The sequence below is a fragment of the Pseudomonas sp. NUPR-001 genome (genome assembly GCF_052147955.1).
In the GTDB taxonomy this organism is placed as follows: Bacteria; Pseudomonadota; Gammaproteobacteria; order Pseudomonadales; family Pseudomonadaceae; genus Aquipseudomonas.
On sequence record NZ_CP197353.1, the window covers coordinates 2,645,136 to 2,669,442 of the forward strand.

18 protein-coding genes are annotated in these 24,307 nt (G+C 58.7%); 14 read left to right on the forward strand and 4 right to left on the reverse strand.

Going from position 1 to position 24,307, the window contains the following annotated elements; genetic code table 11:
- Positions 1–4: 4 nt before the first annotated feature.
- The gene (locus ACP6KB_RS12020; RefSeq protein ID WP_442113938.1) at positions 5–3,850 is read right to left on the reverse strand and encodes a dermonecrotic toxin domain-containing protein; all 3,846 of its coding nucleotides are present in this window, start codon (positions 3,848–3,850) and stop codon (positions 5–7) included.
- Between the two features lie 366 nt (positions 3,851–4,216).
- On the opposite strand from ACP6KB_RS12020, the gene ACP6KB_RS12025 reads away from it, so the two are divergent.
- From ACP6KB_RS12025 to ACP6KB_RS12055, 7 genes are all read left to right on the forward strand, one after another.
- A complete protein-coding gene (locus tag ACP6KB_RS12025) occupies positions 4,217–5,377 on the forward strand; it encodes a hypothetical protein (protein WP_442113939.1) in 1,161 nt (386 codons plus the stop codon).
- A 71-nt stretch (positions 5,378–5,448) separates the two neighbouring features.
- Complete coding sequence (locus ACP6KB_RS12030; RefSeq protein WP_442113940.1) at positions 5,449–6,567, forward strand: glycosyltransferase 61 family protein; 1,119 nt, start codon at positions 5,449–5,451, stop codon at positions 6,565–6,567.
- A 414-nt stretch (positions 6,568–6,981) separates the two neighbouring features.
- Positions 6,982–7,158 (forward strand): EPS-associated small membrane protein EppA, encoded by a 177-nt coding sequence (gene eppA / locus ACP6KB_RS12035; protein ID WP_165957318.1) that lies wholly within the window; start codon positions 6,982–6,984, stop codon positions 7,156–7,158.
- Positions 7,159–7,456: 298 nt separating this feature from the next.
- Positions 7,457–8,014, forward strand: coding sequence for a polysaccharide biosynthesis/export family protein (locus ACP6KB_RS12040; protein WP_442113941.1), 558 nt, complete (start codon positions 7,457–7,459; stop codon positions 8,012–8,014).
- A 26-nt stretch (positions 8,015–8,040) separates the two neighbouring features.
- A complete protein-coding gene (locus ACP6KB_RS12045; RefSeq protein WP_442113942.1) occupies positions 8,041–9,156 on the forward strand; it encodes a hypothetical protein in 1,116 nt (371 codons plus the stop codon).
- A 20-nt stretch (positions 9,157–9,176) separates the two neighbouring features.
- Positions 9,177–10,742 carry a GumC family protein gene (locus ACP6KB_RS12050; RefSeq protein WP_442113943.1) on the forward strand — a complete coding sequence of 522 codons (1,566 nt, stop codon included), beginning with the start codon at positions 9,177–9,179 and terminating at the stop codon, positions 10,740–10,742.
- Positions 10,743–10,753: 11 nt separating this feature from the next.
- Positions 10,754–11,560: a CpsD/CapB family tyrosine-protein kinase gene (locus ACP6KB_RS12055; RefSeq protein ID WP_442113944.1), complete on the forward strand. Its 807-nt coding sequence runs from the start codon at positions 10,754–10,756 to the stop codon at positions 11,558–11,560.
- Between the two features lie 69 nt (positions 11,561–11,629).
- On the opposite strand, the gene galE is transcribed toward ACP6KB_RS12055, so the two are convergent.
- The 3 genes from galE to ACP6KB_RS12070 form a co-directional block, all read right to left on the reverse strand.
- Positions 11,630–12,589 (reverse strand): UDP-glucose 4-epimerase GalE, encoded by a 960-nt coding sequence (gene galE, locus ACP6KB_RS12060; protein WP_442113945.1) that lies wholly within the window; start codon positions 12,587–12,589, stop codon positions 11,630–11,632.
- A 131-nt stretch (positions 12,590–12,720) separates the two neighbouring features.
- Positions 12,721–15,342 carry a cellulase family glycosylhydrolase gene (locus tag ACP6KB_RS12065; RefSeq protein WP_442113946.1) on the reverse strand — a complete coding sequence of 874 codons (2,622 nt, stop codon included), beginning with the start codon at positions 15,340–15,342 and terminating at the stop codon, positions 12,721–12,723.
- A 5-nt stretch (positions 15,343–15,347) separates the two neighbouring features.
- A complete protein-coding gene (locus ACP6KB_RS12070) occupies positions 15,348–16,874 on the reverse strand; it encodes an O-antigen ligase family protein (RefSeq protein ID WP_442113947.1) in 1,527 nt (508 codons plus the stop codon).
- Positions 16,875–16,969: 95 nt separating this feature from the next.
- On the opposite strand from ACP6KB_RS12070, the gene ACP6KB_RS12075 reads away from it, so the two are divergent.
- The 7 genes from ACP6KB_RS12075 to ACP6KB_RS12105 all read left to right on the forward strand — a co-directional run bounded on the left by ACP6KB_RS12075 (position 16,970) and on the right by ACP6KB_RS12105 (position 24,269).
- Positions 16,970–18,346: an oligosaccharide flippase family protein gene (locus tag ACP6KB_RS12075; RefSeq protein ID WP_442113948.1), complete on the forward strand. Its 1,377-nt coding sequence runs from the start codon at positions 16,970–16,972 to the stop codon at positions 18,344–18,346.
- A 233-nt stretch (positions 18,347–18,579) separates the two neighbouring features.
- Complete coding sequence (locus ACP6KB_RS12080) at positions 18,580–20,046, forward strand: FAD-dependent oxidoreductase (protein WP_442113949.1); 1,467 nt, start codon at positions 18,580–18,582, stop codon at positions 20,044–20,046.
- A gap of 144 nt (positions 20,047–20,190) precedes the next feature.
- A complete protein-coding gene (locus ACP6KB_RS12085; protein ID WP_442113950.1) occupies positions 20,191–20,796 on the forward strand; it encodes an acyltransferase in 606 nt (201 codons plus the stop codon).
- A 4-nt stretch (positions 20,797–20,800) separates the two neighbouring features.
- Entirely contained in the window at positions 20,801–21,757 is a 957-nt protein-coding gene (locus ACP6KB_RS12090; RefSeq protein ID WP_442113951.1) for a glycosyltransferase family 2 protein, read from the forward strand.
- A gap of 8 nt (positions 21,758–21,765) precedes the next feature.
- Entirely contained in the window at positions 21,766–22,290 is a 525-nt protein-coding gene (locus tag ACP6KB_RS12095; protein ID WP_442113952.1) for a serine O-acetyltransferase, read from the forward strand.
- A gap of 64 nt (positions 22,291–22,354) precedes the next feature.
- On the forward strand, positions 22,355–23,329 hold the full coding sequence (locus ACP6KB_RS12100; RefSeq protein ID WP_442113953.1) for a glycosyltransferase family 2 protein: 975 nt from the start codon (positions 22,355–22,357) through the stop codon (positions 23,327–23,329).
- Positions 23,330–23,336: 7 nt separating this feature from the next.
- The gene (locus tag ACP6KB_RS12105) at positions 23,337–24,269 is read left to right on the forward strand and encodes a DUF535 family protein (RefSeq protein WP_442113954.1); all 933 of its coding nucleotides are present in this window, start codon (positions 23,337–23,339) and stop codon (positions 24,267–24,269) included.
- The last annotated feature ends 38 nt before the right edge of the window (positions 24,270–24,307 follow it).

The window sequence follows — 24,307 nt, forward strand, 5'->3', positions numbered from 1 at the left end:
GCGCTCAATCCAGCGGCAATTGCAGCAAGTGATCGCCGCCCAGGTCCACGGCCCGGGCAAAATAGTCGGCGTCCCGATCCATACGCTCCAGGCGTGCCCACACAGCCGCTTGCGCGCCTTGCGGGTCGGCGATGTAGTCATCCTCTTCGAGCAACGAGCACAGGTCGCGGCGGAAATCCAACGGCAGGCGCTCCCACAGTGCACGCTGCACGGCGCTGATACCCTCCAACAATTCATCGTAGTCACTGTCGGCCAGCATCAGGTCCACACCGTTTTCCATGTAGTAGGTGGTGATCTGCTCTCGCATTGCAGGGCTCAGCGCGTCGCTGAGCAGGCGCATGGCCGCCCCGTGGGCACGCGGTATATGAAAGTTTCGCGGCAGTGACTGGAATTGATTGTCTTCCAGATTGATCAGCGTTGGCGCTTCGAGTGTTGCGATGCCTTCAGGGAGCTGGGTGAGGCTACAGTTGGCCAGGTGCAGGGAGCGCAATCTAGGCATGGCGTACAGACTGGGCGACTCGATCAAGGGATTGCTGGATAAGTCGAGCATGTCCAGATTTTGCAGGCGGTTCAGGGCAACCTGGTTCCAGGCATCCCAGGTGATGCGGTTACCCTCCAGGTCCAGCCAATTCAGCTCTTGTGGGCTGGCGACCTGTGGAATGCGCGAGAAGCGGCAATTGCGCAGGTAAAGGCAGCTCAGTTGCGGGAAGCGCTCAAGGAACTCGGCCGGCAACGAACTCAGCGCCGGGTTGCCGCTCAGGTCGACGGTTTGCACGTGCTGGAAGTCATCGGGCAAGGCCAGCTCAAGGATGTCCACGTCTTCCAGTTCAAGGTGCGCCAGATCGAGCTGGAATAACTGCTCGGCGTTGAATGCCGCCTGGGTCGAGATACGTCGCCAGGCGTTCGTGATGGTCCTGATAGCGCGTTGCCGCCGGGGGAGGTTCCCGGCCCAAAGCCGCAAGTCACGGTGCAAGGCTTCCAGGCGGTCTTCCAGCGCCTGCAATTCCACAGAGATGAAGCGGGTTTCCCGCTGCCACTGTGAAAAGAGTTGCTGGATTTGTTGGTCGCCGGCATTTGGGAACAGCCGCCGGTAACGTGCGATCAGGGAACTGCGCAAGTGCGGTGCTGAGTTAGCAGGGGGCGTTGGGTCTAAGGGTGCACCGCCACGCAGCCCTGTCTGCTTGGGCCAGCCGTTGCTAGGCTTGAACAGTCGGTGTGTCCATAGCTTGCGGTCGGTATTGATAGTTTTGAGCAGGCGCAAGCGCAGCGTCTCACCGGCCGATTGCTCAAGGCCCATACTTTGGCGCAGCTTGGCCGGCAACGTGCGTGCGATTGCCGTGCACAGGTCAGTAGTGCTCTCGCCGGGACGCGGTGTGTCGTAACTGAAGGGTTCATAGCCTTCGGCGCTTTTGATCAGCACCCGCCGCGTTGTTGCGTCGTTGGTTCCCGCCTCGGCGAGCACTGGCCCCTCTGCGCTACCGGCGCGCAACTCCAGGCGCAGGCTGGAAGGCCAGCCCGGCAAGCGCCGCATTGCCAGCAGGGCAAGTCGTTCAGTATCGCGGCCAGACAAACGAGGGAGCGCCAGGCCTTCGAGTGCGCGTGCCAAAGGCAGGTCACTGGAGAGTTGTTCAGCGGCGTGTTGCAGCCAGGCCGGAAGTGCCGTCTGGCCGTCCAGCGCCAGCAGCTCACTCGGGCTCAGGGGCGCGAGCAAACGCCTGGCCATCGACAGGCTGATGCGTGGGTACTGTGCGATCAATCGCGCCTGCGCGGTGCTGGCAGGGAGTGAGCCGTTGTACAGCTGTTCGAACAGTGCTTCGGTATCTGCTCCCGGGGTGTTGCCAAGGGCACGTTGCACCTGACCTTCAATCGACATGCGTTGCAGTGTGTCGGCCAGCAAAGTTGGTATCCGGTCATTGGCCAGGTGTATATAGCGCAGTTGCTCGGCGCTGATGCCGCTGATACGCATGGCCTGTTTAAGTTGCTCGTCGTTGAACCCTTCCAGGCGGTGATCCAGGCGCCTTACCAAGGTTGCTGGGGACCAGTGCTGCGGCAGTTCATGCTCTGCGCGCCAACTGCCCTCATCGTTGTGCTCAAGGCGTGGCTGATAGGCTTGCGCATCGGTTGGATGGGCGATGCGCCAGCGCTGCAGGTCGGCGTCAAAACGTTGTTCGTACCATGCGCCGTCCATGCGGATGTAATAACGGCCCTGGTAGCGGTACTGACCCTGGGCGTTAGCCTTGAGGCTTTCTGGCAACTGCACCGGGCTTCGGTACGCTGCGAGGTCCGGCTTCCACAGGCGCGGGTTGCCGTCGGGGAGCGTGACGGGATCGAGGTTTTCCATCAGCGTGCTGTTGAACAGCTTGGGCAAATATTTGCCGGCGACATGCACGCCGCCGATCACTGCCAGGTTCAGGCCAATCACTTTCAGGTGGCGCATCGCCAGCTGGCGGTCACCCACGCTCCATGCCTGGTAGCCCTCGTAGGCTTCATCGAGCAGTTGGTAGGCGATGACGTAGATCATCAGCGCGCCGACGGCGGGAATGAACATGCCGGCCAGCATCAGGGTGTTGACGCTGACGCTTTCCCAGAGTGCCAGGCGCCGTTTACGTTCCTGCTCGTCGACCTCGGCAGTAGGCACTGCTATCTGGCGTGCTTCAGCCTTGAGGCGAGCAAGCGCATCCTGGTGCAGAAAATCGTATAGCTGTCCGTCGATGGCGACCTTGGCCAGGCGCAGGTCCGCCTCGTTTCGCAAAGGCCAGCGTTGATCATCGGGCGTATGGTCATCGGCGTCGAGGTTCTGGTGCAAACGGCTGAGGAAGGTGGCTTGCTGGTCGTGCGGCATGTAGGCGAGAAAACGCTGGCGCACCTCAGCCGACAACAAAGCGTCGCGCAGATGGTCGTGCAGAGTAAGCAGGCTATCGAACTGCTGCAGCTCAGCGTCCTGGCCGGGCAAGTAGAGAAGCAAACCCGCGTGATCCAGATCGATAACCAGGGTCTCGTGCAAGACAATACCGAACACGCTCAGTTGGCTACAACTGCGCGCCGAGGTGTCGTCGCTAAGCATGGCTTGCACGGAGTCCAGAGCTGCTCCGTTGATACGTAGACGCAGGTAGGCAATATCTGCCGCCAGGCGCAGGCGGTCCTGGTGCACCTTGGTGATCAAGGTTGCGATGTGCGCTGGGGCCAGATGCGTGCTGAGGTGATCCTGGTAAAGCTGGCCAAGGTCGAGTTCGCGGCAGGTGCGTGCGAATGCCTCGGGGGCCAGGCTTAGCGGCGTGATCTGATAGGTCTCGGAGTCAAGGGTGATGTCTACCCGTGTTTCACTGTCGCCCAGAGGCGACTTGCCGATCACTTTGGTTTTCTCCACCTGTATGTTGCCGGCCAGCGCCAGGGCGCTTTCGCGGCTGAACTGCACATCCTCTTCGAAATTGTGTAACGCCGCTTCGAGCAGGCTGCGGCATTCGCTACTGCTGACGTAGGTTTCCCAGGTGAACAGGTGGTGGATATGGATCAGTTCAGTGGTCCGCAGTGAGGCGGAAAACTGATGCTGGCTCAGCAATGCGTGCGCCAGCAAAGGTTCGGCAAATTCAGCAATGTTTTTCAACCCTTTCAATGCGCGAGCCAAGGTCCGTTGTGAGTGCATCAAGCGAGCCTGGCTGGCTTGAACTGCCTCGCGCAGATCGGGGGCGGCATTGGCAAACCAGGCGGCTTGTTCGTCCAGCGTGCCTTGAGCAGGCACAACCGCGTCGAGCAGGCGATGCCACAACGAAGGGACAGCGTGTTGGGCCCAGGGGGGTAACTGGCGCTGCAGGAAGTGATGGTGCGGGTTTTCCAGGGCGATCGAGGGCATGTTGGGTGCTCCTGTTTGAAGGGCACTCAGGAAGCAGGATGTAACCCTGGCAGCGGTGGTACATAGTTGTTTACGCTGGGTGCTGGCTTGCCCGCCAGGCGTTAACGAGGAGGAACTTCCGATAGAGACGCAGGCTCGTACAGATCAGGCTTGCAAGGAAAATTGACGCCATAAAATTAATGGCCAAATGCCGCAATTTGTGTCTTGCAAAGTGGTTGCCTTGGATCTTTAATTGTTACTGAATGTGATAAAGCTAGATTGCCAATAAAGTCTTATTTATCAGGCGTATAAGCGTGAAATTCGAGTTGCACCCTGATGTTTTTCTGAGCTGCCCACCAGACAACAGCAAAGGACGTCGAAGAAGAAATGAAAGAGAACTTGGCGGTACTAGCCCGGAAATACATTTCACCTTCAATGCGCTACGAGATCAGACGCGTTTCAGGCCGGTTACAAGAGGTGCTGGCCCGTTCGTGCTTTTGGCGCTGGGAGATTGCCAGGTTCAGGTTGCAGCAGCAAAGCCCATACGAATTTCTCTATATCGGCAGAAAGCAGCGGCGAGAAATGGCCAAGCTGTTGATTGGCGGCAAGCATCTGGACAAGGCCGCAGCGCCAGAGATTGCGGCCCAGGCCACAGCTGACACCTCCAATCATGTGGTGGTGGTCAGTGAAATGCCCACCTCCGGGGCGTTGAACGTACCGCATTACTTGAGCGCAGTGGTGCCGCTGGGGCGTTCGCTGGAAGATATCACCTCGCGCTACGACAGCGAGCTGCGCCGTAGCATTCGCAAGAACCGGCCGCTGTATTCCATGCGCAGGACGGTGTCGGACGAAGAAATCGCGATGGCCGACGAGTTCATGCTTCGGCCGTATGTCACCGCCCGGCAGGGTATCCATGCCGTGCAGTTTCCCACCGAAGAAGTGTTTCGCCTGGCCAAGACGGTCGGACGCCTCGACTTGATTATGCAGGGCGATGAAATCGTTGCCTGTCACCTGGGTTGTGAAATAACACGAGAAGGCAAACGCTATTGGAGCACCCTGCGTTTTGGTTACCGTGAAGCTATTTTTTCGGACGCTAAAAAACTACGGGAAGTTAATTCCATTACTACTTTCATGGCACTGGAGTGGGCGCTGGAGCAGGGCTACGACTATTACGATATCGGACTTTGCCTGGCGCGTCCGGATGATGGCTTATTGAAGTGGAAGCGCCGACGCGGGGGTGATATCGATTCGCTGGGTAACAGTGCGTTCATGTTCGTGCGACTGCCCAAAACAGGCACTGCAAAATTTCTGTGGGAAACGCCGTTGTTTGCGGTTGAAGGCAACAAGTTGACCTTGCATCTTGGCCTGCCGGATGGGCCCAGCGATGAAGAATTCGCCAGTCGTTACCATGAAATGGTATTTGGCGGCTTGCACAAGATTTATATATACGGCGCGAAAACTTCGGGTGAAGGGTTTCTTGAAACATTGCGAAGTCGCTACGCCAACTTACAATCTCCGCCGGCAATGGAACGGATTCTATCCAGCTAAATAGCGTTCGTTGCTGAACTCACTATTGCGCTGCGCCTGGTAATTGGCCCCGCTTTAAAGGAGGGCGCCTCATGGGTAGTAATGTCTCGAATTTCAGCAATTTACCGGCTACTGACTCAAGCAAATGGACACTTGCCGCTTATAAGTACCTGGCCAGAAAGCGCTTAACTGGTAGTGTCGGCGTTGACTTAAAACATATCGCCGCAAAAAGCTGGGAAATTGCCCCGGGCGAGACATCGATTTCGCCACCGGCATTTTATTTGCCCAATCAGCTGGAGCGCGTAACAGGTTGGGAGGCGAAACGTTTTTTTCCGTTTGTACACCCCGCGCAGACCATGCAAGGCGGTCTGAAGTTAGAAGAGGGGCCGACACGCGGTTATTTGATCAAAAACGTGTGGATGGTCGATGGCGCGCTGTACAAAGGCAATGCCAGCCATTGGGTGTCGTTGCGGCCCAGCAACTTCCCACCGATTCTGGTGGAGAACGAGATCGAGCGCGCGGCGGTGTACTGCACGAAAAATGGCAATACCTGGTTCGGTACCTGGTTGATGGAAGATTGTGTGACCTATGCGCTGGCCTGTAATGAAGGTGTTCCGGTGACCACTGCGCCGTCGGCGAGGTATCCGCTATTCACCCAGGCGCCTGATTACGAAGACTTGCTGGACATGCGCCCGTATCGCCTGCGCAGTGCGTTTTTCCACGAAGTGGTGCTGTTTGACGACATGAGCAACAATCGCAGCAGGCACCAACGCTACCGGGCCATGGGCGACAAGCTGCGCTCACAGGTGCGCTATGAGTCGCACCCCGGGGTATTCCTGTTGCGCGGCGGCGATGGCGATTTGCGCTTTTTGCGCAATGAACTGCAGATTGCCGAACACCTGCATAAAACTCGGGGGTTTCGCATTGTTGACCCGCTCAGAACCGAGGTGCCAGCCATTGTCGCCGCCTGTGCCGGCGCCAGGATGGTGGTGGGGGTAGAGGGTAGCCAGCTGGTTCATGGGGTCAATGTCCTGGAGTCAGGTGGCGCGTTATTGACGCTGCAGCCGCCCAACCGCTTCGTCAGTTACTACAAATACCTGACCGATCGTGACCATCAGCATTTCGGTTTTGTCGTCGGTACGCCAGACGGCGATGGTTTTACTATCGATATCGACGAAGTCGAGCGGACCCTTGACTTGTTTCCCTGCTGAGGGTGCAAAGGGTTGCCTGTAGCAGGGGCGGTGCTGCGGCAAATCACGGGATGCGAATTAAACGCATTGGTGTTCGTTCTCTCAGCAATGAAACACATTGCACTCTCGATTGTGACATTCAAGTTTCCGGGAATGTTCTCTGAACCTCTGATTCTGATTATTTTTCACCCCTGTCAAACTCGCTGAAAAAAGCTGTTGGGCAGCCGCAAATACCCATCCTAGAGCGTTCGTCACCCGTGGTACAAGCAACGCAAAAGCTGAGTGACGACAATTTGACGAGGTGGATAGGCATCCATTGAGATTTATTATGGTGTCGGATCATTGACGTAGTGTCACAGTGCCCATAAGCTCCAAATATCAACGACAGAATCTTCCGCCCGACTAACGTTTTTATCCTCTTTGCTGGAGGGGATTATGCGCTCGACACTGTTCATCAAGTCTATTTTTCTGTTTGTACTGTTGAGCGGTGCCGCCGGGGCTGCCGACTCGTTCGTGAATAAAACGAGCGTTGTGTCGAGTACCACGGCAGGGTGGTTATTTGCGTTTGCAGTGATTGGTTTTATTGCAGTGGCCAATCGGCGCAAAGTGTAAGTGAACATTGTTCTCGAGCGTTACCATTGCAACTAATGCGAAAGGTGTATGTGCACTTCCTGAAGGGTACCGACGTCAGGCTTGCCAGCACCTTGTTAAATCCCAAGCCATTGCTATATTGCAAATGCCAACAGCCATAAGGCAGCAGCGCTGCAGGGGGCGGTTGGGGCGTCACGGTGAAAGGCCTGCAGGACGATCAGGCCATAACAGTCGGTAGTGTGGGCTGTGAAGTGGAGCGAGAGGTTGTGCGTTGTTCTCATTCAGTGCTCTTTGTAGGCCACTTGGCCGGAGGGATCCCATGGTGCGTTTGTTGTTTTCTACGCTCTGCGTACTGATGGTCTGGTCCGGTGCGAGCACTGCCAATGAAAAAGGCACGGCTTATCTGCTTAGCCCCGGTGACAAAGTGATGGTTTCGGTCTGGGGCGAAGAAAGCCTGCGCCAGGAAACCACCGTCCTTCCTGATGGCAGTATTACCTTTCCGTTGGCAGGCACCGTTGATGTTGCCGGGCTGGATGCCAGCACTGCGGCCAAGGAGGTCGCCGAAAAGCTTGAAAAATTCCTACCTGATCCGAACGTCAGCGTTGTTGTCACCAGCATCGCCGGTAACCTCGTCTATGTGCAGGGCAAGGTGATCAAACCAGGCCCAGTGCAGATGGCAGGCCCGACGGCGGTTCTTCAGGCCCTGAGCATGTCAGGCGGCCTGGACAAATTCGCGGATGAAAGCGCCATCAAAGTGGTGCGTCGCAACGGCGATCGTCAACAGATACTGCCGGTGCGCTACAAGGATTTGGTCTCCGGACATGACATGTCCACCAACATCCAACTTCAGGCCGGCGATACGTTGGTCGTACCTTGACTGGGCCTGAAGTTTCGACACCGCGAGTGGCGCGCCTACGAATCACCAGTGTTGCAACGGCAATGTTGATCTTGCCGTACCCGCACGGGGCTCAGGCGGCCATCTGGCATTCCTCGGTGGCGGTGCCGACCACGGTTGAGTACGACAGCAATCCTTTGCTGTTGACCTCGGACGAGAAGGGCGTCACCAACACCATTATCGCGCCTGACTACAGCCTGGTCGGGACGTACGATCGCGATGAGTTGCGCTTTGGTCTGGGCCTGCACGTGCTGCGCTCGTCCGACACCGACATTGTCTCGGACCGTGAAGACCCGAATGTCAGCCTGGGCTGGCAGCGTAAAACCGAGCGAGGCGGTTACGGTCTGCTGGCGCAGTACATCGAGAGCTCGACACTGTCGGGCACCGTGCTGGACACCGGTGTGGTGACCACCGACGGCACGCAGAAGATGTACTCGGTGGCGGGCAACTGGAGCCACGCGCTCACCGAGCGCACCACCCTGGACAACGAGACCCGGTACAGCCGTGCCCGCTACGACATCGACTCGCTGACCGACTACAGCGAACTGTCGAGTGTCGTGACCTTGACCTACGCCTGGAGCGAGCGCACGGCGTTCTTCACCGGCATTGGTGTCAGGCGTTACGAGCCTGATGATGACAGCACCTCGTCGGCGGTGAACAACTACACGCCGACGGTCGGGGTGAAGTACCAGTTCTCCGAGCGCCTGGAAGGCGTTGCGCATGTGGGCATGAACAAAGCCTCCGGCGATGATGGCGGTGAGCGTGGCGAAGGGGGGCTATCCCTGCGCTACCTTGGTGATCGCGCAGACGCCAGCATCAGCGCCGAGCGCAGCACCGTCGCCAACGCCGAGGGCGGTTTCGCCGAGATCGATCAGGTGCGTGGTACCTGGAGTTATGCGGTGAACGAGACCAGTCGCGTCGGCCTCGAAGCGTCATGGCAAGACAGTAAAGGGCAAACGCCCAATACCTATCAGTCGTACAGCGTATGGGCCAGCCGCGAGCTCTCGCCTTTTTGGGATCTGCGCCTATCGTTGATGTACAAGGAACGCCAGCAAGACGGCTTACCCGATGCTGTAGGAACAGTCGTTGGATTGACGCTGACCTACAGACTTCCCGACCTCTGAATTTCGGCAGTGTGGCCTCTATGAAATCTGAATACGAGATGTCCCTCAACGATTACATAGCCATTATCAAGGACCGAGCCCTGCTGTTGGGTTTGAGCATCGTGGTCATCCTCGCGGTGACCGTGGTGGTCGCGGTGACCGTCCCCCCCATCTATCAATCGACCGGCACCATTCTGGTGGAGTCGCAGCAGATTTCCCCGGACCTGGTGTCTGCGAACAACAACACCTTTGCCGATGAGCGCATCGAGATCATTCGCCAGCGCGTCATGACCCGCGAGAATCTGCTGCGCATTGTCGACAAGTACCAGCTGTTTACCGAGAAGGGCAGGCGCTTCAGCGACTCGGACAAGATTGACCTGATGCGCAACTCGATTGTGGTGGCCTCGCTCAGCACTTACGTCAAGGGGCGTGGCGAGGCGACGGTGGCGTTCAACGTGTCGTTCGAGCACAAGCGTCCGGAAGTCGCCAAGGAGGTGGCCAATGAACTGGTCACCTTGTTCCTCAACGAAAACCTCAAGCAACGCACCGAGCGCGCCAACGAAACCACGGTGTTCCTGACCCAGGAAGCGAACAAGCTCGGTGCCGAGCTGGCTAGCCTGGAAAACCAGTTGGCCGACTTTAAGCAGACCCACGCCAATGCCTTGCCCGAACATCAGGCACTGCGCATGAGTATGTTGTCGCGTTCGGAACTTGAGTTCCGCGAAGTCGATCGCGACTACAAAACCGCGCAAGAGGAACTGCGCTACCTGGAGCTGGAGCTGTCGGCGGCCAATGCTGGCCTGGCCACCAAGACCGAAAGTGCCCGAAGTGCGGGTGCCGATCTGCCGCAGGACTTGCCAAGCCTGAAGGCGGAGTACACGCGGCTGCTGAGCAAATACAAGGACGCGCACCCGGATGTGGTGGCGGTCAAACGCAAGATCGATGCACTCGAAGCCTCCGGTGGCCGTGCTGTCGCCGGGGCGTCGGTGAACCTCGACGTTGCCCGGGTCAGAACCCGGATCGGTGCTGCGCAGGAACGCATCGCCTCGCTGGCTGAGCAGAAGCGCGAGCTGGTGAAGAAGATGGAAGGCTACGAGGCAGAAATTCTCGAGGCCCCGCAGGTTGAGCGTGGTCTGGTGACCCTGATGCGTGACCACGACAATGCGCGCAAAAAATACGAAGAGATTCGCGCCAAGGAAATGGGCGCGAAAATCACCGAAAGCCTGGAGCAAGAGAACAAGGCCGAACGCTTTGTGCTGCTCGAGCCACCGCTGATGCCAGAGAAGCCGGTGAAGCCGAACCGCAAGAAAATCGTCGCCCTGGGCTTGGTGCTGGCGCCTGCCGGTGCCGGTGCGCTGGTGATGTTGCTGGAAATGATCAAGTCGCGCATTCGTGGCGTCGGCGCCCTGGAGAGCGTGCTGGGTAAACGGGTGCTGGTCGCCGTTCCGTACATTTCCACCCAGGCCGAACTGGCGCAGCGCAAGAAGTGGCGCAAGCTGATGGTTGTCGCTGCGCTGGTGTTGTTTGCGATATTTCTGGTGATCCTGCACATGTTCTACATGCCGTTGGATCTTCTGCTATTTAAAGCATTAGCTCGGTTTGAATAGGGACGGCAGCGATGGACAGGATCACACCGGCGATTGGAAAAAACATTCATCAGGTTAGCGCCGTTACCCCGGAGGTGCCGCAGGCTGCGCCTGCGAGTGAGCAGCCTGAGGTGCTGGGACAGTTCGATTACGTGAAAACCAGGGTCGTGCCGCTGCGTGCCGAGCACCTGGAGCGCAATCGCATTGTCGCGTTCAACAAGAACTCGAACATGAGTTGGGCTTTCGATCTGCTGCGCACTCAGGTACTGCAGACCATGGAAGAGAATGGCTGGCGCACGCTGGCCATTACCTCGCCGACACCCGAAGCAGGCAAGACAGTGCTGGCGATCAACCTGGCCATGAGTATTGCCCACCACACCACCAAGACCGCGTTGCTGGTGGACTTCGATTTGCGTCGTCCTCGTGTCGGTGCAAGCCTGGGCCTGCCAATGGAAAAGTCGCTCAATGAGCTGCTGGCCAATAGTGCCAGCCTGGAAGAGGTGCTGGTCAACCCGACCCTCCCGCGCTTTGTGGTGCTACCGACCCGACAACCAGTGCCGTTGTCGACCGAGGTGCTGTCTTCGCCCAAGGTCAACAACCTGATCAACGACCTGCGTGAGCGTTATGACTCGCGTATCTGCATTTTCGATCTGCCGCCGTTGTTGAGCTCTGACGACGCCATCACCGTGCTGCCGAAGTTCGACTGTGTGCTGCTGGTAGTGGCCAACGGCGTGAACAACAAGAAAGAGATCGAAGACTGCCTGTATCATCTGGCTGGGGCCAACGTGATCGGCACGGTGCTGAACAAGGCCGAAGTACAGCCGCGTTCTTACTATTGACCGGTAGGAGCGGGCTTGCCCCGCGATTGCGATGTGGCTGACACATCGCATCGCGGGGCAAGCCCGCTCCTACCAAGGGTATTTCAGTTCCCAGCGCCAGGCGTGGGCAACGATCTGTTCCAGAGACGCGAACTGCGGTTGCCAGCCCAGCACGGCCTTGGCCTTGCTGGCATCGGCCACCAGCCTTGGCGGGTCGCCAGCGCGGCGCGGCGCATCGCTGACCATGATCTGGCAACCGGTCACGCTGCACGCTGCATCGATCACTTGCTGCACTGAAAAACCCTGACCGTTGCCAAGGTTGAAGCACGTACTGGCTCCGCCTGCCAGCAAGTAGTCCACGGCCAGCGAATGCGCCGATACCAGGTCGGCAACGTGAATATAGTCACGGATGCAGGTGCCGTCGGGTGTCGGGTAGTCACGACCGAAGACGGTGATCGAGGCACGGCGGCCGGAAGCGGCTTGCAGTATCAGCGGCAGCAGGTGGGTTTCCGGTTCGTGGCATTCGCCCAATTGACCTTCCGGGTCTGCACCGGCGGCATTGAAGTAACGCAAGCACACTGACTTCAGCCCGTGCGCATGGTCGAAATCTTCCAGCATCTGCTCCACCATCCATTTGCTGCGCCCGTAGGGGTTGATGGGGGCCTTGGGGTGCGCTTCATCGATCGGTACATACTGCGGGTCGCCATACACCGCTGCGGTGGACGAAAAGATCAACCGGCTGATGCCAGCACGGACCATAGCCTGCAGCAGGGTCAGGGTGGCCGCCACATTGTTCTGGTAGTACTTGCCGGGGTCTGAGACCGACTCGCCGACCTGGATGAACGAGGCAAAATGGAACACCGCATCGAACGGGTACTCGGCGAACAGCGCATCGAGGGCGTGCGCATCGGCGATGTTCAGTTCGACCCATTTGATCTGCGGACCTGTAGGGCAGGTGTCGGCCACCACCACTTCGTGGCCGTTGTCCATGAGGTGCTTGACCATGTGCGAGCCGATATAGCCTGCGCCACCGATAACCAAAAACTTCATCCAACCCTCCTGGAATCTGTCGAGCTACAGACGCCGGGCGGCGTCTGTGGGCAATCTGTGAATCAGGTGCTGCCGTGCGTGATGAAGCGGTGGCGGTATAGGCCTTTCCTGAGGGTAGATGGCGATATGCCCTATTTCAAGAACAGCCAATTGGACATTTGTTGCGGCTCGAAGGTGAGGGTGTAGTACCCGTCCTGGTAAGCCGTCGGTAGTGCTTTGAGTGGCCCTTGGCGGGTGTAGCTGAACAGTTTCAGGCCCGCGGGTGCCTTGATCTTCAACGTGCCTTCGAGGGGTTCGACATGAAATGGGGTCTGGCCGTTTTCTTTGGCAATCGCGCGGGTGCCGAGGGAAATCAACAGGTCGCGCGACTGGCTCAATGGCTTGGCATCCAGTGATTGCACGACGACGCTGGCATACGGCGTTTTCACCTGGACCTGTATGTCACCCAGGTTGACCGGCTTGCCGCCGAGCCAGCCGGTGGCGGCTTGTGTCAGCGGGGTGTCGATGGTGTAGAGGCCTTGTTGCCAGTTGCGCTTGAGTTCGCCGGTATCGACTGTGGATTCGCTGGCGTTCGCCTCCAGTAACGACTGCTCAGGGTCAGTGAATGTCTGGGCTGTGGCGGCGAGGGTGCTTGGCTTGAGCCACGCCAGTTGCGGCGTAGCGGGCATGGCGATCTGCAATTTGCCTTTTTCCATGGCGGTACGCAGCAGCACTGAATTGCTCGGGGTGATCTCACGGTTGAACAGGGTTTCTGCGCTCGGGGCGAAGACGTATTGGCTGGTCGCCTCGCGGACATCTCCACGCCGGTAGAGCAAGGCCGCGGCGGGCAGGGTGGCCAGCAGCCCCGGGTCGTTATAAGCATGCCAGTTGCTGGCTGACACGTATTCGCTGGCGAAGGTTTCCTGGCTGTAGGCATATTGCATCATGGCATCCCAGCCCTGATGGCTGGCGGTGCCGGCAACATAGAGCGGCAGCGAATGGCGGTCCGGTGTCGGGAAGGGTTCGGCGTTCCACTCGGTGACGGTCATCGGCATGCCCGCCACCTGCGCCGCCGCCAGCCAGTTGATCATGCCGTCGCTGCTCAGCGGATTCTTCTCCAGTTGCCCTACGCCGCCGTAGCTGTGGGCGTCGATCACATCACCGGCAGTCAGTGCCGGCAAGGAACTCAGGCCATTGCCGCCCCAGGTGCTGGTGGTGGCGATCGGCACCTTGACGCCCAGGCTGCGCAGGTGTTCGATCATATCGACGTTGAAGCGCCGCTCCAGGTCGTTGAGAAACAGCTTCGACGGGCCGTGCTCCCAAGAGCGCCAGGTTTGCTCCTTGGGCAAGTCGTGGCGGGCGGCATAGGCCTTGGCTTCGTCCATGTACAGGCGGTTGTGCTTGGGCACGCCTTTATCGGGCAACAGAGCGTTGCCGAAGTGATGGGTGATGTCGTTTTCGTTGGTGATCAACACCGCGGCAATCGCCGGGTCGTCCTTGTAGGCAAGGCCGGTATAGGCGTTCACATGGGTCAGGTAATCTGCGGCAAAGCGTTTCATCGCTTGCTGGATGGTTAAGTTCACATAGGCGTAGCCCTTGAGTTCGACCCGTTTGACCGGATCGTCGTCCTTGGCGTTGGCGTTTGCCAGTTCATCGAAGCCGTAGATGTTGTCGTTGGCGGTCAATGAGCGCTGTACGTGCATGTCCAGCCAGACGTAAATGCCTTCGTCTTTGAGGCACTTGATCCACCAGTCGATCTTGCGCAGCGCCTCGGCATCCAGGCGCTGGGTGTCGTGCACCACCTGGCCGTCGCCAAAGATGTTCGGCAGCACCCAGGCCGAGTCGTGGTGGTGCAGGCGCACGAGGTTGAAGCCCAGGGCCGAGAGGCGCTTGGCTTGTTGTTTGATTTCCTCATCGGAGCTGCGGAAGATCGCGTAGGCCGACAGGTTGGTGCCCCAGAAGCGTGCCGGTGTGTTGTCGGCAAACAGCAGCCGTTCGCCGTCAGCTTTGACAAAGCCGCGTTTGCCCGCCGGCTTTTCTGCGGCATTGAGAAACGACAGGTCAACCGGAGAGGTTCGCCAGTCGAGCTGATCGTCTGGCCATGAATCAGGCTTGGCCAGGCCGAAACGCTCGCTGACCGTTGGGCTCAGGGCAATGTCGCCGGTCAGGTTCATCACCGCTTTGATCTGCTGACGGCCAGCGGCAATGCTGTCTTTGTAGAAGAATGCACGCACTTCATCGGTGTTGCCGCGTTCGAAATACACCTTCGCCAGTGGCGGCTCAAAGCGCATCTCGACGCGTGGGCCCTGGGCATTTTTACCCCACGACCAACCGCGATTGTCGGGTAACAACACCGGATCACCCATTTCCCCGGCGATCAACCCTGGATCGAAATTGAAAACGATACCGCCGCCGATGATATCCGCCTGCCGGCTGTGTGCGTTGAGGTCGAAATTCCAGCTCATCGTCTGTGCTGACTGCTTCTGGATATCGGCATTCAGATCAAATTCCAGCGCTTTGTTGCTGCCCGACAGGCTGTAGCGATAGGGGGCCTCGACCTTGAAGGTGACCGGCATCCACGTCCATCCCCAGTTGGCGCCCCAAAAATCGAACGTGGAAATCATTGCCTGGCCGCCGCCGCGGGTGAGGACAGGCAGGCCATTGCGTTCATCGACGCTGACACGCCAGTCACTGGCCATGCAGGTGAACGACAACAGCATCAGGCTAACAAGTGCCGAGCCTCGAATACCGAGGCGTGAAGTGCATCCATTCATTGGCATTACCTGGGTTGAAGGGCAGTGCGGGCGGAGCTTGCGGCCGGGCTGTACCTGAGCGTGCGGACCATCTGCGCATAGGCCACGCCCAGGCCGCCGATCGACCAGTACACCACGGGAATAACGGTGATGCTGCTGACGGTGAAAATAATCACCATGATGCCGACCAGTGTGGCCAGCAACGCTCGCCCGAGCTGTCGTTGTTCGTCGTCTTTGTCGGGAACCAGCAGCATGCTCTTGCGGATTGCCAGCAGGATAGTGACGAAGAACGCCACGAACAGCGTCATGCCCACCAGGCCAATCCGTAGTGCCAGGCCGATATAGGTGTTAACGATGTCGATAATGCCGCCGCCTTGCATCATCGACTGCATTTCCGGGGTGTTGCGAAAATCGAATGAACCGAACAACGGATTGCGCTGAATGACAATCCACGAGTTGTCGAGCAAACGCTCGCGGTAGGTGATGTTCTCCTTCTCAAGGTTGCCAATGAACGGCAGCATGTCGAGGATCTTTTCGCCGCCGGGCAGTACGCTCAGCAGCGGCAGCGAAAGCACGCCGACCAGCGCCAGCAGGCCCAGGCGCTTGACGGCGCTTTTGCCCGTGGCGACAAAGATGACAACGATAATCGCGGCGCCGATCCAGGGGCCACGTGACAACGGCACGACCAGCCCGGCGGCCAGCAGCAGGGCACCGAGGCAGCGATGCAGCGGGTTGCGCACATAGCCCTGAACGAACAGGAACAAACCAATCGCCACGCTCATCACGTAACCGAGGACAATCGCCTGCCCGGTGGTGGCGCTGGCACGCAATGAGCCGCCGCGGCTCAGGTAGCCGGACATTTCCCATTGCACGCCCATGGCTTCGAGCAGCCCGTTGTACAGCAACCAATGGCGCATGAACTCGGCGACACCGATCAGCGCCAGGACGAACGAGGCGAGCACGAACGCCAGCAAGGCATCCTTGAAGTCGCTGATGGTTTTCAGGGCGCGGCTGGCAACGTAATACGGCAAGAACACATCGACATACAGGTACAACACCTGGCGCAAGGTGTCGGTGATCGAGGTGTCGCGCAAGTACAACAGGATCATCAGCACTAGGCTTGCGGCCAGCACGCGGTCGGGCCAGGTGCGGCCAAAGGGCAGGGTATCGCTGCGTCTGCGCACGCTCAGGGCGACGGGCAGTAGCACACACAGGGTCAGCAGGCGGACGTGGTTCACATCCACCAGGTAATTGATCAGGCCGAAACCGGAGACCGGCACCATGGCCGGCGGAATGAGGAACAGCAATATGAAGAACAGCGCCATGGGATTGCGTTCACGGCGCCTGGCAAGGGTCAGCAGCACTGCAGCAGCGGCGGCGTACACCCAGAAGCTGTGAGACACAAATGCCACGATGGTCAAGACGAACCACAGATTGCGCCGCCGCTTGAAGTCGCTTAACGCAATCAGGTCGGTTGCCGGCCGCCGGGCCATGGCGAAGACCACGCCAGCCACAAGCAGAATGACGACAAGCGCACGTAAATGTTCAGGCATCGGCTATGGGCACCTATCCATGGGTGGATGACGGCTAGCATCATGGCTAAATGAAACTATAGTGACTTCTAGCCATTCAGTCAGGGATTGATTACATGACGGCGATTGATGTGTCACCACCTGCCAGCCTTCGCAAACGCGCCATTGGCGCCGGGGTCTGGAACCTGATTTCGCTGGTGGCGTCGCAAGCGATGCGCCTGGGCGGCAACCTGATCATCGCTCGCCTGCTGGTACCGGAAATGTTTGGTGTGATGGTCATCGCCACCACGCTGCTGGTACTCCTTCATTTGCTATCCGACGTGGGGTTGCGGCAAAACATCATCCAGAGCCAACGGGGTGACGACCCGCTGTTCCTCAACACCGCCTGGACAGTGCAACTGGTGCGCAGCGTCATACTGTTTGCCGTGGTCCAATTGATTGCGCTGGGGATGTGGCTGAGCCAGGCTGCGCAGCTGTGGCCCGCCGATTCCACCTACGCGGCGCCCGAACTGCCTTTGGTCATGGCAATCACTGGTATTTCGGCAATCATCTCCGGGTTGCAATCAACAAACATAGACGTCGCAGTGCGTTCTTTCCAACTCAAGCGTGTGGTGCTGATCGAATTGACGTCGCAGGTCGCCGGCCTGGTAGCGATGCTGGTGATCGGCTACCTGACCCGCTCGATCTGGGCGTTGGTGGTCGCCGGGCTGGTCGCCGCGCTGGTCGGCACTGTCCTTAGTCACGTAGCGCTGCACGGGCCAGGAAACCGTGTGCACTGGGACCGATCTGCTGCAGCCGAACTGGTTGCCTTTGGCCGCTGGATCCTGCTGTCGTCGATCGTTGGGGTACTGGCCATGTACGGCGACCGAATTGTTTTTGGCGCCAGCATGACGGCGGCGGAGCTGGGCGTTTACTCCATTGCCATCCTGATTCTCAACTCCATTCAAATGGGGCTGATGCGCCTGGTGGTGGGCGTGTCCTTGCCGGTATTCAGCGAAGCGGCGAGGGAAGGCGACAGCGAGCGCCTGAAAAGTCTCTATCATCGTTTCAGGCTGCTGGCTGACTTGGGCCTGTTGTTTATCGGTGGAGGGTTCCTGACCGCGAGCCCGATGCTCATCAACTGGCTGTACGATGAACGCTACGCTGGCGCCGGCCCAATGCTGGCTATACTGTCGTTATCGTTCTTCACCTTGCGCTATACCTTGGCTCACCAGGTCTGGATTGCCTTGGGACACACCAAGTACCAGGCCATGGATAACGTGATCCGGCTGGTTTCATTGTGGGTATTGCTACCGCTGTTGCTGACCATTGGGGGCGTGAACCTGGCGATCTGGGGCGTGGCGCTGCATACCTTCCCGACGCTGGTGCTGATTGTTTACGTCAACTGCAAACTCGGCTTCTTCGACCTCAAGCGTGAACTTGTCGTGCTGCCGATGATGGCGGTCGGCGCGCTGTGTGGACTGTTGGCGACGCGTTTCTTTGAATGGCTTTGATGTCTGGATAACTAGAACGACAAAGGTCTTGAGATCATGGGGAAGCTGCAGTTTTGTACTCCGCTGTTGAATCGCAGAGGCTTTCTGGGTCGGTGTGTCCTGTTGAGTGTAGGCGGGGCAGTGTTCGGCCTTTGCGGCGAGGCTGCGCGCAAACCTGTTGAACCTGAAACGGCCGGGTTTGTCCTGATCAACGGCTGGGTGTTGCCCGCTGAGCATTTTCGGAAAGCTCACGCATGATCAAGGACTATCAGGCGCAAAAAGCGCTGCGCGACAGCTATGACGTGTGCATCGTCGGTGCCGGGCCGGCCGGTATTACCCTGGCCTTGCAACTCGCACAGGCCGGCTGGCAGGTGGTGCTGATCGAGGGCGGTGGGCACGAATATTCGTCGCATTCGCAAGCGCTCTATGAGTGCGAGTCGACGGGTATTGATATGTTTCCCCATGAAACGCGCCTGCGCTATCTGGGCGGTACCTCCAATCACTGGGCCGGTCGCTGCCGTCCTTTTGAAGCGTCTGATTTTGCCGTTCCCCCGCCCGGCGAGTTGCCAGGCTGGCCGATCGACTATGCGCAGATCGAGCGCTATCTGCCTGCGGCCATGGCGATCGTCGACTTGCCGCAAGGTGCCGATTTCAAAGCGATAAACGTCGGCCTCAAGGGCGGGGAGTTCGATGCTGACCGCTTCCTGCTCAGCCCGCCGACACGTTTCGCGCAAAAGTATGCAACGGCCCTGGAGCAGACGCCGGGGCTGGATGTCTTCATCAATTGCAACTGCGTCGATCTGCAGTTCGATGAAGCCTCAGGGCATCTGACCGGTGTGCTGGTGTCTGACTACGAGCAGAATCGTGAACCGCTGCAGGCCAGTTACTTCGTACTGGCTACCGGGGCCATCGAGAATGCCCGGCAACTGCTCAACAGCGAATCGCTGGCAGACGCCGGCGTGATACGCAAGGAAGGGCTGGTTGGCGGGTGTTTCATGGAGCACCTGAACATCGAAATGGGCACCTTTATCCTCAGCAACGGCCAGGACACCGAGACTCGACAGTACTTCACCACCGATGCCTTTGTGGCGGAATACCAGGCAGGCAAAGGCAATGTCCTGGCTGAGGTGCTGTCGCAGGTTCGAACCTACGGCAGAACCGCGCAAGTGAAAAACTTCCTGGAAAACCTCGCCTGCGAAATGGGCGTTGCCAGCAAGATTGAATTCATCGCCAAGTTCAGTTGCCCGGGCGACGGCGTGCTCAGCACGCTGATCGAGCAGTTCCCCAGCCTGCAAAGCCGTGTTTCGCTACTCGACGAGAAAGACGCGCTGGGCGTGGCCAAGGTCAATGTCCATTGGGCGCTCAGCGATGGCGACCGACACACCATCAAGTGCATCGGCAGCGAAATGGCCAAGCAATTTGCTGCGATGGGATTGGGGTACGTCAAGCTCAACGACTTTGTCTACGACACGCAGCTCCCCCTGAAAATGGCGCCCCATGCCCACCACATGGGCACCACGCGGATGGCCGCTTCAGCAGAACACGGTGTGGTCGATGCGGACTGCAAGGTGTTTGGCACCGAGAACCTGTATGTCGCGGGCAGCAGCATTTTTGCCACTGGTGGCGCCTCAAACCCGACCATGCCGCTGCTGCAATTCGCGCTACGGCTGGCCGATCACCTCAATGACAAGATGAAGGCAGCGAACAGCCAGGCGGTGTGAGTCGTGCGGGATCAGGCTGGCGCTTCGACGGGCTGGCAGCTGCACGGTAGTAGCGGGTGAGTGCGGTTCGGTCAGCGCCTACAAGAATGAGACCGAATGCCACTCAGGGACAGTTCAGGGTGCTTTATTTGCGAGGGTAGCAGTATGTTTGGATGGATGCGGAGTGCTATGACGCAGTATGTCTACTCAACCGGGCGAGGAGGCTCAACCTACAGAAAGTTCTGCAAACCTGATGCGGGGGAATGGGGCAAGTACTTGAGCCGCTGGGGCAATTTTCACTCGGTGGGCACCAACGTTTTTATCAACCCCGGTTGCAATATCACGGACCCGAGGATGGTGCGTCTGGGCAACCAGGTCGGGTTGTCGGATTGCACCCTGATTGGCCACGATGCGGTCGTGCTCTTGCTGGGTTACCTGTATGACAAGCACCTCGACTCGGTAGGCTATATCGATGTGCGTGACAATTGTTATATCGGTCATGGTGCGATTGTCATGCCGCGGGTAACCATCGGCCCCAACTCGATTGTCGCCGCCGGCGCTATCGTCACTAAAGATGTACCACCGGGCACCGTGGTCGCGGGTAATCCGGCCAAGGTCATCTGTAGTACCGATGAGCTGTTCAAACGGGTTGAGGAACGCTGCGAGGCCTACCCGTGGAAAGACTTGCTCAAGCAACGCAAGGGTCTTTACGACGCTGAACTGGAACCGAAACTCGAAGCGTACAGACGCCAGTATTTTTTCGGGGAATGACACCATGCAGAGCAAGCCTGTCGATGTGCTGGTCGTCAATTTCAATACCGCGGGTTTGCTGCAGCCGATGTTTGACGCGTTGCGCCAGGCCAATGGCGAACAGCTGGCGAGTTATCTGGTGGTCGACAACGCCTCGGTCGACAACTCGCTGGAGCGTCTGGCCGAGGTGTGCCCCGAAGCATTCTTGCTGAGCAACAAGAACAACGTCGGCTTTGGCCGTGCCAACAATCAATTGCTCGACCATCTGCAAGGCAAGTATGCCTTGCTGCTTAACACCGATGCGTTTGTTGCGGACGACACCCTGGGTAAAACCATTGCCTATATGGATGAGCACCCGGAGTGTGGTGTGCTGGGGGTGCGTCTGGTCGGGCGCGACGGTGACCTGCAACCCTGTTGCCGCTACTTTCCGACACCGTTCAACATCTTCCTGTCACGCACCGGGCTCGACCGCTTTTTCCCGGGGCTGCAAATGGTCGACGAGATGGACTGGGACCATGCCTCGGTCCGTGAATGTGACTGGCTGCCCGGCTGCTTTTATCTGGTACGCCGCGAGGTGCTCGAACAGGTGGGCTTGTTCGATCCACGTTACTTCCTATATTTCGAGGAAGTGGACCATTGCAAGCGGGTCAAGGAGGCGGGCTGGAAAGTGGTGTACTACCCGCATACCACCGTGGTGCACATTGGTGGAGAAAGTTCCAAGGCGGTGACTGAACTGGAGGCCGCCAGCCGGCAGATCTCTACCTATCAAATCGAAAGCGAGCTGTTGTACTTCCGTAAGCATCACGGCCTGTCCGGGCTGTTGTTGCATCTGTTTCTGGTGAGTCTGGGTGATGGCGTGCTGGCCCTCAAGGCGCTGCTCAAAGGGCGCGGCTGGGCAGCGATCAAGGCCTGCTGGCGGCACAGCCGCGCGACCTGGTCGTTGTTGTTCGCAACTCGGTTCGCCAGTCAACCCACACGGTAGGTGAAGCCATGTTCGACAATATTCGTGCGGATTTACGGGCCCACGGTGGTGACTGGGGAGCCCAGGGCTTCTGGGCGTTGCTGGTGTATCGCTTCGGCCGCTGGCGCTACGGCGTGCGCTCGGCGCTGCTGCGCAAACTGTGCTCGCTGGTCTACAAAATACTGTTCAAGTTTGTCCAGATCATCACCGGTATTGAACTGCCGTGCGAGGTGGAGATCGGCCGCAACTTTGTCATCGACCATTTTGGCGGCATTGTCATCAGTGGCTATGCCAAGTTCGGTGATGACTGCCGTATCCGTAACGGTGTGGTGGTTGGCCTGAAGAACGTCAATGAACCGATCGCGCCGGTGTTTGGCAACAATGTCGATATCGGTGCCGGGGCCAAAGTGCTGGGCAACATTCGCATCGGCAACAACGTGGTGATCGGTTCCAACGCCGTGGTACTGATCGATGTGCCGGACAACTGCCTGGCGGTGGGTGTGCCGGCGACGATCAAGACGAAAAAGCACAGCGAAGCAGTGCAGTACTCATGAGTCAGCTGATTGGCCACGGTGGCCAATCGGTGGGGCCGTTGAACAGTGTTGAGCGAGGCGCAGGGTGACAGGCATCGGCGTAGTGGTGATTGGTCGCAACGAAGGCCAACGGCTGGAACGCTGCCTGGCCTCGTTGGCGGGGCAGGCGGACAAACTGGTGTATGTGGACTCCGGCTCCACCGACGGCTCTGTGCGCATGGCGCAGGCACGCGGGGTTGAGGTGGTGGCGTTGGACATGGCCCGGCCGTTTACCGCCGCGCGGGCACGCAACGAAGGCTTTGCCTGTTTGCAGCAGGTGTTGCCGGCGATGCGTTACGTGCAGTTTGTCGACGGTGATTGCGAAGTGGATGCCGACTGGCTGTCGACCGCGCAAGCCTTTCTCGACGCCCATCCGCAGGTTGCCGTGGTGTGCGGGCGTCGGCGTGAGCGCTTTCCGCAGCGCTCGGTATACAACTTGTTGTGTGATTTGGAATGGGACACGCCGGTCGGCCAGGCCAAAGCCTGTGGCGGTGATGCGCTGATGCGCGCCGACGCCTTTGCCGCCATGTCCGGGTACCGTGCCGACCTTATCGCCGGGGAAGAGCCTGAACTGTGTGTGCGCTTGCGCGCCAATGGCTGGCAGGTCTGGCGCCTGGCCGATGAAATGACCCTGCATGATGCCGGCATGACCCGCTTCAGCCAATGGTGGCAACGCAGCCTGCGCACCGGCTATGCCTTTGCCGAAGGTGCGTTCTTACATGGCGCGGCGCCGGAGCGGCATTGGCAGCGCGAGTCGCGCCGAGCCTGGCTCTGGGGCCTGGGTATCCCGCTGGCGATTGTCTTGGCCACGGCGCTGCTGGGCAGTTGGGGTTTGTTGTTGCTGTTGATTTACCCGTTACAGGCGCTGCGTCTGGCCCGTCGCGGTGATCGCTCGACACGCGAGAACTGGCTGCAGGCGGTGTTTCTGGTGCTGGGGAAATTCCCCGAAATGCTCGGGCAGGTGAAGTTCCTATTGAACCGACTCGGTGCCGGCAAGGCGGTTTTGATCGAGTACAAGTGAGATGCCTATGATTTATCGATCGATAGCGAAAAGTGTACTCACCTTGCATCCCGGCTATTCGTTGCGGGCGTTGAACAACAAATTCAAGTTGATGGTGCTGATTACCAGGGAGTGGTCTGACCTGACCGCCTTTTTACGGCGTATGTCGAACACCCTGGGTAACGACGGTTTTGAAAAACTTGGCATCGACAGCATTGGCGTGGTGCATTGGCCCTACATCAGCAAAAGCTGGAATGCCGATGAGCGGCTCGAAGCAGTGGCGTCGCACTATGAAGTGGTTGCCAAGCAGTTCCCGCCGCTGTTGCTGCTAGGGCGCGAACAGCACATGACCTTGTGTGACTTGTCGCGCTATTCCAGCGGTTGCACCCTGGTACTGGACCGGCCGATCTGGTTCCAGCGCGAAGGCGAGCTGGTGCTGAACATTTTTCAGGGTGAGGTACGCGTAGCGTCACTGGCCTTCACCTTGCGCCAGACGGAAACCGGGCTGTGTGTGTTCATCGGTGCGGTTCAGGGCATTCACAAAGGCATCGACAGCGAACGCTCACTGGCGATCTATCGCGACCTGACCAAGGACTTTGAAGGGTTACGCCCCAGAAGCTTTCTGATCGAAGCGGTCAAGTGCGTTGCCCGAGTCGTCGACGCGCAGACTATTTACGCCGTCAGTGATGCCTGCCGCCACCATCGGCATCACTATTTTGGCGTGGAAAAAGCCCAGGAACTGACGGCCAATTACGATGCTATCTGGCTGGAACATGGCGCCATTCCATCGACGCGCGAGGATTTTTTCAGCTTCCCCCTCACTTCATCGATGCGCTCGATGGAAGACATCGCGCCGAAAAAACGCGCCATGTACCGCCGGCGTCAGGCGTTGCTGGATGAGGTGTTTGGCCATATCGAGGCGGCGCTTGCGGCCAATGGCGAACAACAAAAAACCGCCTGAGCCAGGGCATTCATTACGCGGGTATTCAGTCGGGTTCC